The sequence below is a fragment of the Nitrospira marina genome (assembly GCF_059568365.1).
In genome coordinates, this window is sequence record NZ_JCANTH010000001.1 from 3,364,475 (window position 1) to 3,378,572 (window position 14,098).

General features: G+C 47.9%; 11 protein-coding genes. All 11 read right to left on the reverse strand.

Going from position 1 to position 14,098, the window contains the following annotated elements; all coding sequences use genetic code 11:
- Window positions 1-259: 259 nt before the first annotated feature.
- Window positions 260-2,869, reverse strand: coding sequence for a sulfatase-like hydrolase/transferase (locus tag LX98_RS14370; protein ID WP_496429559.1), 2,610 nt, complete (start codon window positions 2,867-2,869; stop codon window positions 260-262).
- A gap of 171 nt (window positions 2,870-3,040) precedes the next feature.
- Entirely contained in the window at window positions 3,041-4,441 is a 1,401-nt protein-coding gene (locus tag LX98_RS14375) for a class I SAM-dependent methyltransferase (RefSeq protein ID WP_496429560.1), read from the reverse strand.
- Window positions 4,441-4,677, reverse strand: a complete 237-nt coding sequence (locus LX98_RS14380; protein WP_496430643.1) for a hypothetical protein — start codon at window positions 4,675-4,677, stop codon at window positions 4,441-4,443. Before LX98_RS14380 ends, LX98_RS14375 begins: the two co-directional genes overlap by 1 nt.
- A 682-nt stretch (window positions 4,678-5,359) precedes the next feature.
- On the reverse strand, window positions 5,360-6,076 hold the full coding sequence (locus LX98_RS14385) for a sugar phosphate nucleotidyltransferase (protein WP_496429561.1): 717 nt from the start codon (window positions 6,074-6,076) through the stop codon (window positions 5,360-5,362).
- A 249-nt stretch (window positions 6,077-6,325) separates the two neighbouring features.
- Window positions 6,326-7,354, reverse strand: a complete 1,029-nt coding sequence (locus LX98_RS14390; protein ID WP_496429562.1) for a GHMP family kinase ATP-binding protein — start codon at window positions 7,352-7,354, stop codon at window positions 6,326-6,328.
- A gap of 15 nt (window positions 7,355-7,369) precedes the next feature.
- Window positions 7,370-8,107 (reverse strand): methyltransferase domain-containing protein, encoded by a 738-nt coding sequence (locus LX98_RS14395; protein WP_496429563.1) that lies wholly within the window; start codon window positions 8,105-8,107, stop codon window positions 7,370-7,372.
- Between the two features lie 33 nt (window positions 8,108-8,140).
- Window positions 8,141-8,923, reverse strand: coding sequence for a TylF/MycF/NovP-related O-methyltransferase (locus LX98_RS14400; protein WP_496429564.1), 783 nt, complete (start codon window positions 8,921-8,923; stop codon window positions 8,141-8,143).
- A gap of 106 nt (window positions 8,924-9,029) precedes the next feature.
- Complete coding sequence (locus LX98_RS14405) at window positions 9,030-9,992, reverse strand: glycosyltransferase (protein WP_496429565.1); 963 nt, start codon at window positions 9,990-9,992, stop codon at window positions 9,030-9,032.
- Window positions 9,993-10,618: 626 nt separating this feature from the next.
- Entirely contained in the window at window positions 10,619-11,989 is a 1,371-nt protein-coding gene (locus LX98_RS14410) for a glycosyltransferase (protein ID WP_496429566.1), read from the reverse strand.
- Window positions 11,990-12,194: 205 nt separating this feature from the next.
- On the reverse strand, window positions 12,195-13,130 hold the full coding sequence (locus tag LX98_RS14415) for a phytanoyl-CoA dioxygenase family protein (RefSeq protein WP_496429567.1): 936 nt from the start codon (window positions 13,128-13,130) through the stop codon (window positions 12,195-12,197).
- A gap of 90 nt (window positions 13,131-13,220) precedes the next feature.
- On the reverse strand, window positions 13,221-14,033 hold the full coding sequence (locus LX98_RS14420) for a methyltransferase domain-containing protein (protein ID WP_496429568.1): 813 nt from the start codon (window positions 14,031-14,033) through the stop codon (window positions 13,221-13,223).
- Window positions 14,034-14,098: the final 65 nt, after the last annotated feature.

Here is a 14,098-nt window from a genome sequence, read left to right on the forward strand (position 1 = left end):
CAGAACTAGACGGACCAAACCAAACGTATCTTCCATAAAATACAGGCCAGACGAATCAACAACACATGCCCCACCCATTCCAAGGTGAAGACCCTCCTCTGACAATCCTAAAAGGGCTCGAATAGCCAGGCGCCAAGCACCGCACTAAATCACAAGCTGGAACTGTTCCTCACATAATAAAATGTGTTTATGGAGTTCCGGTTAAGCTATAGCTTGGCTTTGTCATGGCTAATGACTGGATGTACCACTATCGGCCTGGTCATTGACTAACATCCTCCTTCTCCAGCGTAGAGCGGATGAAATCCATTTGCTTGGGAGAAAAGGAAAATTCCCATGCTCGGTTGCTTAATGAGGCAACAATTAATTTGATATCCCTTGGATAAGGCTTGAGAACGTCCATCGGGATTTTAATCCTGAACCCACTGTGGAACAATGCCTTCTGTTGATGAGCCTCCACGACATCTTGCCTGGAGATTCCAACTTCTGTACTAGCCGTTAATTTTCCGTTTGTGAAAATGAAAACCTCTTCAGCCGGTTGATTCTTTTCAAGATCAGCAGCCCATCCCTCTACAACAATTGACTCCCCGGAAAGAAGAACACGATCCAGATTCCCAGCCAGATGTTTTTCACCCACATTGATCAAGATTTCCCGCTCACCGGAAAACACAAGTTTTGATTGCCCAGAAGCTTCATGTTTCAAACGGATCATTGTCTGCACATCGCTCAAAGCCCCCTGACTTGCCAAGGGTATGGGAGTTAATTGTGTATCATGATCTCCAATCAGAAAAACCCTTACTTGGTTCTCGCCTGACTGGAAAGCGGAAGGGGGAAATAAAACAGAAAAGTAATTCCGCTTTCCAGCCCACAAGGATGCCCGGGTAGTAGCCCATATTCGGTCATTTAGGGAAATAGCAATCGGGATGTTTCGTTGACTCGTGCCAATAATTTGTCCGCTAAAAAGAGCAGGGATTACTCTTTTTTCAAGATTCACCTGATCTAATGGATGAGGACTTTCATTTATATATTTTAAGGAAGTTGAGTGACTAATATCCAAATCGCCAAGTTCTTGTTCAATCAAATTTGAAGCCGGTCCTTTTGGCACAAGTCGGTCGAGTGCCGTGTGCTCTCCAAAATGATCGACCTGCCACTTGAGACGAGGAAATCCGTTTAGATCCTGGGATTTGATTTTTCCTACTCCAAGAAAATCAATCTCTTCCCGCGGTGGGATTTCATTGTCCAACATGGAATACCCATCTATTTCCCTTGAGATCTTAAAGCCAAGCAGATCGGCAATGGTTGGCAACACATCAATTCCGCTGACAAGCCGCTCACGAATGCTTCCCTCACGTTGCCCAGGAAGCTTGACGAACATGGGAACTTTTAGAATGTCGCTCTCATTTCCTTTTTGTACCTCTCGCATGGATAGCCCACGCTGAAAGGAAACCCCATGATCTGCGGTAACAATAATGAGCGCCTCTTCGAAAAGCTTTGCCCTTTCTAGGGAACTTCGCAATTTCCCGAGGAACTGATCAACATATCCAATTTGCTGGAGGTATTGGTGGTACGCCGTAAGAATCAAGGATTCTTTTCCAATCCACCTCCCCCCCCAACCCGGTCCATCGATCCACCCGACAGGAATAAATCGTTCTTTGTTAAAATATTGCTGACCAGACACCAAATATTCATACTTCGTATGAGGCAGGATGACATGAAGAAAATGAAGGACTGGGCTTGAAGTTTGCTTGATTTGAGAAAGGAAAGAAGTAATTTGCGACTCTCTTGATTTTTTTACCCCAGTGGCAGGATCGAGATGGCTATCATCCTCGTTCTGCCCAAGAATCCCTTTTTTTAACAATTCCTCGCCGAAACCGGTCCATTGAGCATGGAGCGGGGGTAACTGTTTTCCTATTTGTGGCGGAGCAATTATATGTAAATATATCACTGCCAGATCTGCAAAAAAGGACTTGTAACGAAGGGACGACCCAGCATCAGCATCTTCTTCCTTGCATAGTGTATGGGGGCAAAGACTTGTCAAGGACTCCACTACATTAAGAGCATAACGATCCCCTAACATTGTGAACAAATTTTGAGGATGATCTGTTGCCGTCGGGTTGAGTCGAACACCAGCTCTTGGTTGCCGCCCTGTCAAAATCCCAGACACGGCAGCTGCGGTTTCTACATACGTTGCAACCGCATTAGGAAACCAATAGCTTTGTGCGGCTAGAGCGGCAAAGTTAGGAAAACGCACCGGATCAATCCGACCTTCGGCATCCAATAACGCGGTGATGTTGAATTCATCCAGCACAATAAGGACAACCGGGACAGGATTGTTAATCTCAATGTCAGCCTGTGCTTCAATGGCATCCGGCATGACAAGACGACCGACGGGAGTAACCAACAAAAACCACAGTGGAAATGCCACCACGACGGGTGAAAGCACCGTGAGAAACAGCCGGACCGGCTGCCAGCGAACATAAAGGACCGAAAAGAGAAAGCCAATCAGTAATGCAAATCCGACAATCAAAAGATCAGATCCACCCATCAATCGCTGCACCGGAGGTAGGACTGTGAGGAACGCCAGGCCAAAGACAAATACCAAATGCAGGCTATTCCGAACTCGCTTGCCAACCGGCCAAGCCGCAAGTTCAAGCAGCACGAGGCCTAATGCCATCCCCACCGAAAGGACGAAGGCCATTCCGATGATAAGCTCTGGACCGGCCTTATAAGAAACAAAAAACTCCGGATTCTGCCCAAGAAGATCATAGAGCGGCTGGGCAACGGCAAAACCAACAAGAGCAAACAGGTGCAAAAATTCAATAAGGACCATACGGATACCATTCATATTTAGTTCATCTGACGAAGTGGTCATTTAGGTCCCTGATGACAGAGATTAGGACAAATTGAGATGTTTACGGTGAGGATAAAAAGTGTCTTTGAGGAAAGCGTGGGGAAATATTCAAGACGTTTGTCAGCGACATCTCGGATTTTTCATGATGATTCAAATGCCCACGTACATTCAACCAGGGTAGAAGGCCCTGAATTACATTCGTTTAAACCACACCAACACTCGTCCGCTTTTTGAGACGATTTCATTCTTAATGATCACCGCCTTTTTTTCCATAAGGGCCATGAAATGTTCGGGGGTGTAATCAGGGAAAATATCCTGACGTAGACTTAACAATTCTTGCACCATAGGATCATTTTTCGGAACAAATTCGATGACCCCCTGTGGCGCAAGTGTGATCAGCCAATTGACAACCTGAACCAACGGAATATTCCTGGCAATAGCTAAGTGATGAACAAGAGCCAAGGCGAGGATGGCATCCGCTGATGCCCGGGACTGCAGACTTTCTCGCTCGTAACCATTCCACCCTTGATTTGGACTCGGGTTAGCCGCATCCATAAACAGAGCCTGAAAGAAGAGACCCCTCTCGCTTGCTCGATGGTAACTACCATCCAACGCTCCTTGATCAAAGTCAAACCCTACGACGTTTCTGGCCCCGCCATTCAACGCCGCTTCTGAATATTCACCGGTATTGCATCCAAAATCCCATAACAGCGTGGGCTGCACCTTTTGGGCAAATTCAAGAATGAATTGCTTTTTGGATTTGGTTTCCATTGAGGAATAACTACAGGTTTTATCATAGTCACCCCACGTGCTTTCTCCTTTATTGAGAGGGTTCAACTGGCTAATCCAGTCAGACATTTTTTTCAGCATACCCTTGAAAGAAGAAAGAGGGAACGAAGCCTTGGCTAACGAATCATCCTGAAGACTTTTGGTGTTTTTCGTCGAGGTTTTTTGGAAAAGATCTTGCAAAACCACATGAGTCAATACATTCCACTTCAAGTAGTGTCGCCACTTCAGTAGCCTCCGGATCTCCCCAGTTCCAATTCCTTCCTGGGTTCCCCGATACCAGGCGTTGTGAGATATTCCAAAAAATGCGCGAAGTAACAGAGGGTTCAAGAATTGTTCGCAAAATTGGCGATGACCAACCCACATTTCACCAGATTGATAGCGCCTAAAGGAGAGATGATCAATAAAAACGGGCTGATTTCCCTGAAATTGAATATTGTAGGCCGAGGCATCGGAAAGTGTGACACCGACTTCCAATGATTGCAAATGGATGCGTAAATGCAGGAGTGCGGCGGCCTTTAGTGCCGGAAATGACCATTCATACGGATAAGAGATAAAAGGGAGCCTGGGAGTTTCCAAAACATACCGAGGCTTTGGAGCTGAGAGCCCCAGAATGTCTGATGACACGACCTCAAACGGAAGCAGCAGACCTTCGGTCTCAAGCGTTTTGAATAAACCGGTTGAAGTGACAAAATCGAAATCTCCAGAAAAACATTCATTCACCGTCCTAAGGATGCGCCCCTCAAATTGATACACGCTCCCACTGGGATCACGAAAGGATCCTGGAAGAGCTTGGACATCACCCATCACTTCTGATCTTCGGAAGAGGAATGTTCGGATTCTTCTCGAGCATTTCCACGAAATAGTCCGACAAATCGTCTCCAGTACAATTTGAGAATTACTACGGCGCCGGCGATGCCGCCCAACAAGAGCTGCAAAACCATACTTCCGGTACCGGGATCAAGGTAAGCCTGTGCCGAAGTTTCAAATCCGAACACAATGAGAACAACACTAATTACAAGAAAATTCCCTAAATGTTTCATTTTGCTACTCCCTTGCTGGCCTTTCCCAACACCCTGGTGATTTCAGGTTCGATCCTCATTGGTCCATAAATTATCGTCAATCAGTAACAGGTCACTTATCCTAAGGGACAAACTCTGAAGTGAAACCAAGAAAATTGTAAATCAAAGTCAGGAAGGCTACTTGCACCCGTTTGTTTTTCCTACACTCGTTCTTGAAACTGATGGAAGAGATGGCCCCCTGCCGACTTATACGGATTATTTGATGTGAAATTATACCAACCGATTAAGGCGATTCTGGAAAGGGGAGACACGTTATCTTTTGTCAAACACCCCATCATGAAACTCCGAGTCAATCCTGCCGATCTGATGAGATCCCTCGAGAATTTTCAAACACTCATTTTCCCTGATTATCGGGTTAACGGCAATGAGAACCGTAGCCATATCCGGATACATATTCCCCACTCCACCCATAGACATAATCCTGATGATAGCGGAATCCGACCATGCCAGGATTTTTCAAGATAATTTCATTATGTCAGGCATACAAAATCATAAAAAATATTCCAATCAATCGAAAAATCGACGCCTGTCAAGTGGCTTTGGCGAAGACATCGTTCCCCAGGGTCTCATTCCACACAAAAACTCTTTTTCAAATCCCATCCCACTTTCCATTATTACAGGTCGATTGCAGAACCAAGACCGTTCAGTTGACCCGAGTAAAAATCACTTCCCTCTGAGCGCGTTCATAGTCGCTAGGCGTGCCGATATCAATAAAATATCCTGTGGTGACGAATGCGCGAGGCTGCAGCTTTCGACAATACGGCTGGAGGATATCCGTCTCAAAGGAAAAGTGGTCTCCGCTTCCATATTGGGAAAAAATTTCAGGTCCAACAATGTACACCCCGGCGTTTACTAGGCCTGGGCCCTCCTGACCCTTTTCTTGAAAATCTACGACCCGTTCCCCTAGGAGCACGACCGCACCATACCGACTCACATCCGGAACATGCCGAAGGACTATCGCGACCTGAGCTGGGGTCTGTGCATACCAGGCCATCAGGGCCGGATAATCGATGTCAACAAGCGTGTCGGCATTAAGGACCAAAGCTGGAGAAGACTCATCGCCTTTTAGCGCCAAGGCCATGGCTCCTCCTGTTCCTAAAGGATAGCTTTCCCTTGAATACCTGATTTGAAGTGAGCGGTAAGCCTGCCCAAAATGCTCTTCAATGACCTCCCTCTTATACCCAACCGATATGATGACTTCGGTCAGGCCAGCATCGACAAGTTTATCGAGAATATACTCCAAAAATGGCCGGCCTCTAACAGGCGCCATGGGCTTAGGAAGATCGGGGACGACAGATTGAAGTCTTTCGCCACGTCCTCCAGCCAGAACAATGGCCTTTTTGATTCCTACTTGAAGCAAATGAATCACTCCCGTCTTCACACATAAATCAAATACATGCCAGAAGAGGATAACCCCGGCGCAAACATATCAGCCACTCAGCTCTCACGAAAAAAATCAGTGGATATGCATCAGCTCAAACACTCACCATCCCTGTCTGCCGTTGTTTGGACTAACGACATCATCAATTTATCTCACCAACACATTCGGTTTTTAAAACAACCATTTAAAGAGTTCAATCGAGGTCTGACGTCCTCACCACGATTCAATTTAATCTATCTTCCAACCTTGCATCCCGTATTTGGTAAAATGGCAGTTACTGACTTGTCCGGAGAATTTTTTTAACGCAAAAGTTACCTCCATGCGTTTTTCCGGTGGGACAAAAAACATCATAAATCCGCCCCCGCCAGCACCGGATACTTTGCCGGCCAAGGCTCCCGCCTTGACAGCCGATTCATAGATTTCATCAATATGTGCGTTGGACACACTCTTGGCTGAACGCTTCTTGCTGACCCATCCCTCACGCATGGACTCAACTAATCCAGTGAAATCGCCTTTCAGCAGACTTTCCTTCATCGTACAGGCCTCACGCTTCATGGCATGCATGGCAGAAAGTGCCAAGTCGGTGCCGGCCTCAACATTGGTACTCTGATCACTGATGATCTTTGCGGAAGATCTGGACACACCAGTAAAAAAAAGCACTAATGAGGCCTCAAGCTCACAGATGATCCAGTTTTTGATCCGCAAAGGATTGACGATCACCCGATCGTCTGCATAAAACTCAATAAAGTTAAACCCCCCAAATGTCGCGGCGTATTGATCCTGTCTCCCACCTTGCAGACCACAATCAACTCGCTCAAGCCTAAACGCCAAATGTGCCAACGCATAATCGTCAAGCGGGACGTTCAGCAATTCCGCAAAGGCTTTAATCATCGCCACGACCAGAGTCGAGGAGGATCCTAGCCCAGACCCTACAGGAGCATCGCAGTAAGTGGTAATTTTCACAGGCAACGGCCGTCCTTCATTAAACTGCTTAACCATGTACAGATAGACGGCTCGATGTAAATCGACACATCCATTCCGTGGAATGGATTCTCCCAGCTGATACTCACTAAAATGCTGTCGATCAGCAGAACAAAACTGCACCTTATTGCCTGTCAACACCTCCAGGACCGCATAGGCATATCGATCAATCGTGGCATTGAGCACACAACCGCCATACAAATCACAATAGGGCGACACATCCGTCCCACCGCCTGCCAGACCAAGCCGAAGAGGCGCCCGCGCGCGGATAATCATCGAACCCTCCACATATCAAAGCGGCTGGTCATTGTGAAACGGTGGTTTTTCCCGGTTAAAATGTTTAAGCGTTCGCAGATCGTCCCGGTACTGGTTCAGGTGAATCCGCACTTCGCCTCGAGGTTGATCTGAGGACCGACACCAACGCCCCCCTGCTTCCACTTCCGCAATGGGACGCTTGCGAATGACAATCTCGATCCCGCATTCCCCAACCGAACTCAAAGTCTGGTCGTATCTGGGAAGATTAAACCGATACGTCGAAATAAGTTGTTCAATTTTGACCGGCTCGGCAGCAGCACCAAGGTCACGGACCAAATCCAGAACATTCAGAGACTGTTGACTCCAGGACTGCATCTTGAAAATGGTAAACGTCCATTTATGATCGGCATTAAATGTGCTCGGAAACTGGCCTTGTTCATATAAATCTTCATCCGGGACGGTAATGACGAGATGGCCGCCCGGCCGCAACACCCTAAACCAATTTCGGAGTCCTACGACAGGATCATGCAGATGCTCCAGGCAATGACTGCTATGCACAAAGTCGAATGTCTCATCCGACACACCCTCAAGAAACTGCGCATTGCCATCAACCTGGTCCCATGTTCGCACATCCTCCATCCGACAAAACAATTCCTGATATAACCCCAAGGGATCGGGATGGCCACCAATATCCAGACCATTCCCGACGAAAAACCGGTTAATGAAGTTTGGCTCGGATAATCGCCGAGCAATCGACTTGCTACATTCTTTCATAATCACGTTGACTTATAATGGAAGGGATAGGTATCAAACTCCATGAGACCGAAAGACAAACTGCGGGAAAATTTGCTCACTATGCAACCCGTCCCGACGAATCACCAATTCTTCCACCGCTTCGGTCGCTCCTAAACAGCTTGAGGTGGCCGCATCATCAAACACCACATACCCACCTGGGACCATAAAGGGCTTCACAAGATCATAGGAAAAGGCCACCGCCGAATAAATATCACAGTCGATATGGGCCAAGACAATGCTTCCAATCTTGTCGACAGCAGAGGGGCCGGTTTCCTGGAACAACCCTTTGATAAACTCAACATTCCTGACACCCTCACGATTGGCAAATTCTCGCAACTCCTGCAAATCGACGTCTTGGAAGTCTCCTGCTCCGTGGGCATCGATAGCCGATTCGGTTGCCGGCATTCCTGCAAAAGTATCCAGCGCAAAGACTTTCCTGCCAGGATACAGTTGATCGACCACATAGGCCATAAACAGGGCGTTCCCCCCTTTATACGATCCAAATTCGACAATGTGGCCAAAGGGAATATAGGGAAGAAAATATTTCAGGATCAGGAAAATATTCATCCGGTTATCTTCAGAGACCACAGTCCGGCCAGAAGCCAGTCTGTATGCCTCTTGATATAACGCATCCTTCCGAATCGACTCGCGCAATTGGCCGCATTGCAATCCCCATCCTCTGGCATAGCCATCGCGAACATTCCGGGACTTCCGGACGGGGTAGCCTCCCCCTCCTCCGACGGGAGGGACAAATAAATCAAAGACCATTTCCACTTCTCTCAGATCGGGCTTCATTACTCTTTCATCCCTGGGTCACACATCATTCACAGTCATTTCACGGCACCAATGAGGTACTGCCTATCACCATTCACCCTATAAAGAAGAAGGGTCTTCTTCTTCTTCACAGTTCGTCAAGCAGGTTTAAAGCCACAAGTCGACCTCGAAATTTTGTACCCACCGCCTTTGAGCTATGGTGGGTTTTGATAAAGTCCGCCGCATGTTGCCCAATTGTCTGCGCATAATGGGGCTCATTGACGACTCGCTTCATAAACCACACCGCATGCTCAATGTCCGGGTCCGCCCACTTCTGGCCCTTTGCGAACGGATACTCCTGGTCCCCGACTGGAATAAGTCGATAATCGACCAGGCACGAATTGTGGGCGTTGGTAAAATCAAGATTTCCCGAATATCCGGTCGCAATCACCGGCTTCCCGAGATACATGGCTTCCGCCAGCCCCCGGCCAAAGCCTTCTGACCGGTGCAGAGACAAAAAACAATCGCACAGCTTGACCAGGGACTTGGTTTCCCGGTCAGTCAACACCTTATCCATCAAGATGATTCGAGGATCCTCACCATCAATGGATTCAAGAAACGCCTCGTATTCCTTTGGACGCAAACCCATCCCATTCATCTTAATAACCAATCCGACTCGCGTATCCGAGAGATCGGGAAACGCCTGCAAAAATGCCCGAATGACCGCATGCGGGTTTTTGCGATGGACATAGGAGGTAAAATCGAAAAAGAAAAGAAACAAAAATCGATCCTCTGGCAAGCCGAAGGCTTCCCTGGTCATCCCGTGTGGCTCTGGAAATTCCACGGCCAGGGGCATCCTGATAACCGGGGAAGCGGTTTTATCGGCAATAGCCTGTTCAATAAATCGAGAAGGAGCCCAGATCTCATCCACCAGTTGAAGCGACGGATGCCACGCATCGGGAAAATGGCTTAACTCCCACGACCAATATCCAATATTATACCGATCCGCAAAGAGATGCTTGCCCAGAAGCTTTCGAGCATTCTCCATCTCATCTGCATTCAAATGAAATACATTAGTCCGATAAGCTCCAGCTCTGGAAATCTTATCCATAAAAAGGAAATCCTTATGGACCTCGGCAACGTGAACCCCATGCTCTCCATAAACACTTCGAATACCAAATGGGACCTGTGCCGCCGAACATGCTGCCGCAGACAGCCGTATATTCTCACCTATACCAAGCACCCCATAGGGGTGCCCGATTAATAAAACGCCGGGCGACACCACTGTTCTAATGGATCCAAGGCCGTTTCCCGGCTCGATTGCCTCTATTGAAGGCCTTACTCCGATGGCCGCATGCCAAGGCGACGTCCTCTTCCCAACAATTGCCCCTTTAGATCTGACTCCTTGCCCTACACGATGTAAATCGAAGGATGCTATCCAACCTCCCATCACAGGTGTGAGTCGTCGCTTCAGACCGCGGAATCCTTCGTAAACAAGGATCTGCCATATACTCCGCAAAACTATCGTGACCCCGCCATGGGAACGAACAGTCTGTTTCGTCATACCAACAAATTTAAGGAAAGTTCCCATTGATTATACCCGGACCATGGCCATGTCACTCTCACCGCTATGGTCTGTAACTTTCCACGCTTCTTGCGGGGGAGAAGCCTCCATTGAGAGGAGTTTACCGAACGGACAACATAAGATAAAAAATGATCTATATCCTTTGGGACTCGTTACACGATCTTCAAGGCGGCAAGGCGAGCTCGATATTTGGTTCCCACGGCCAATGGACTATGATAGGTTTTAATAAAGTCCGCCGCATGTTGCCCAATTGTCTGCGCATAATGCGGCTCATTGACGACTCGCTTCATAAACCACACCGCATGTTCAATGTCCGGGTCCGCCCACTTCTGGCCCTTTGCGAACGGATACTCCTGGTCCCCGACTGGAATAAGTCGATAATCGACCAGGCACGAATTGTGGGCGTTGGTAAAATCAAGATTTCCCGAATATCCGGTCGCAATCACCGGCTTCCCGAGATACATGGCTTCCGCCAGCCCCCGGCCAAAGCCTTCTGACCGGTGCAGAGACAAAAAACAATCGCACAGCTTGACCAGGGACTTGGTTTCTCGGTCAGTCAACACCTTATCCATCAAGATGATTCGAGGATCCTCACCATCAATGGATTCAAGAAACGCCTGGTATTCCTTTGGACGCAAACCCATCCCATTCATCTTAATAACCAATCCGACTCGCGTATCCGAGAGATCGGGAAACGCCTGCAAAAAAGCCCGAATGACCGCATGAGGGTTTTTGCGATGGACATAGGAGGTAAAATCGAAAAAGAAAAGAAACAAAAATCGATCCTCTGGCAAGCCGAAGGCTTCCCTGGTCATCCCCTGTGGCTCTGGAAATTCCACGGCCAGGGGCATCCTGATGACCGGGGAAGCGGTTTTATCGGCAATGGCCTGTTCAATAAATCGAGAAGGAGCCCAGATCTCATCCACCAGTTGAAGCGATGGACACCACGCATCGGGAAAATGGCTTAACTCCCATGCCCAATACCCAATATTATACCGATCCGCAAAAAGGTCCTTGCCCAGGTGAATTTGAGCATTTCCCATCTCATCCGCATTGATGTGAAATATATTGGCCCGATAGGCTCCAGTTCTGGAAATCTTATCCATGAAAGGGAAATCCTGGTGGATGCCGGCCAAATGGATGCCATACTCTCCCTGAACATTTCGAATACCGAATGGGACTTCCGCTGCTGAACATGCCGCGGCAGACAATCGGACATGCTCCCCCATACCAAGCACTTCATAGGGATGGCCCAGTAGAAGGGCACCAGGGGCAAGGACAGCCCTCGGGGAACTGGAATTTTTTTCAATAATGGGGGCTGTCTCTAATTGGATCATTCCATCTGTTTCGCCACTGGACACAAAGGCCTTTCGATTAGCCAGCAATTGCCTTACTTTTTTCTTCAGCCCGGGAAATCCTTCCAAGGCTACCACCTGCCACAGACGTCGGAATACCATGGTGATGCCTCCATGATGACGAACCGCCTGTTTTGCCACGCCCACAAAATCCACAAAAGTACCCATTGATTAGCCTACGACCTTTTTCATATGTGTCCTGAACACCTATTCCTCCCGTTGCATCCGGAAGGATCTACTTAAATAAACAAAGGAAAGCATGAAGAACAACCCACCTCCAATTCTTCAGCCCATTCACAATCCATGAAGGAGAGAAAAATTGTTCGACTATGTTACGACATACTCATCGTTGGCGTTCTATAGCGGACAACGGCTATTGAAATGCCGTTTCCCCTGCAAGAGCATAATTCCGGCCCTGATATGATCCGAAGGCATAACGTGGTGGAGGAAACCCGGAGTCCTCAAACTGAAAAAAGACATCGTGCTGATAGACCTGCAACGTCTCCGGTGCGCAATGAAATACCACGCTTCGCCGAGTCCTCTGTGGATTGACTGCAGGGGCACCACCATGAGGCAGTTGAGGATGCCAAATGGCGACATCGCCCTTTTGCAACACCGCCTGCTTCGTTGCTCCGATGGCTCCTGATCGGGACATTACTTCCCCATAATAAGCTTCGAGAGCATGGCGCACCAACCAATCATCCAACTGACCAGGGTTTTCATCACGAACCCGTTTATAGATCGCATGCTGATCACAAGGAAATCGATGACCTCCAGGCACATACATCAATGGACCGGCATCGGGCTCTATGTCTTCCAGCGCACACCAGGCGCCAACAAAATAGTTGACAGGAAAGGTATGAAAAAAAGGGGCGTCACGATGGATGGGCTGCTCGGTGCCATATTCAAAGGTTAACGACGTATAAATGCCGGCTTTATACCCGAAGAGATAATCTAACGCCCTCATAATTTCATCGTGACATCCGATTTTCATGGCATTCTCGGAAGACATATGGAAATTTACCAGTCTGTGATGGCGCCCCTTGGCATCGATATACTGATCGGCATATCTTTTATGGGTTTCAAGGTATCGTTGATAATCACTGACCACCGCATCGCAAAGACCGGGCTCAATCACCCCCTTTAAAATGGTAAATCCATCGGTGATCATCTCCTTGGCCATCCTGGGATAGTGCGAAGGATACCGAGCGGCTCGTGATTCAGCCTCCTGTTCGGCATCAGGCAGATCCAGCCACAAGGCCCCCATCTCACCTCTCGCGCTTTCCGGTTGTTCAGATAAATTGACCATACGCAGGATTTTCCTGAATGAATGATGAACGCTTTGCCATCCCGGAAGACTCATCAGACACACATCACAATCTGTCAGTTCGGAAAGCCACTACTTCACCGCACGAATAATAATGGGAAGCATATTGCCATATTCATATTCGGGATGATTATTCGAGACCAATCCAGAAAACACATCGTAATTGACACCCACACGGACATCGCAAAAACCGCACCGGATTAAATCATCCAACAATCCCCAGCCATAGTGATAAAACGTCAACGCCCCCTGAGGGTTAATCGGATCACCATGGTACTCGGGCTCCATCAAGAACTCGAGAGATCCATCAGCCAGGATCCGGGCCTTTTGAATCTCCCGGTCAAGCCTGAAGAAAAAGGGGCAGGTAAAGATGAGAGTTCCACCCTTCCTCAGAACCCGATAAAGTTCTTCTAAGGCTTTTTTATAGTCAAAGACATGCTCAAGCACGTCATTATGAACAATCACATCAAGCGAACATGATAAAAATGACAGCCCTGTAATAGACTCGTGTCGGACGGAGATTCCGCACGCGGTATGCATAGTTCCGCCCTGGATATCCTTTCCGATATATTCAGATCCGATAATCCCTGGGTAGATTTCATGAAGACGTTGATATAAAACAGAGGTTCTCTCCAATATAGCCAACTGCACATCAGCATAATTTTCCGTCTCCAATGCAATGGCCGAATAGATCAGGCGGTTGCGATTTCCCAACCCGCACTCACAGACTAATCCTTCCCGGAGATTAGGGAGAGGTCCGAAATAGACTCCAGCATTTACGGTGAATTTCCTTACCCCCCGACATGCGGAACAATATCCGGCAACCGCACTTTGCGAAGAAAGATAGCGCTCAGCCTCGAGTTGATACGATTTAATCTGAGTCACATATTGAAGGAAATCATGTTTTCCATTGAACCACGTAAACATCATCATTTTTACAGAAAATCGAG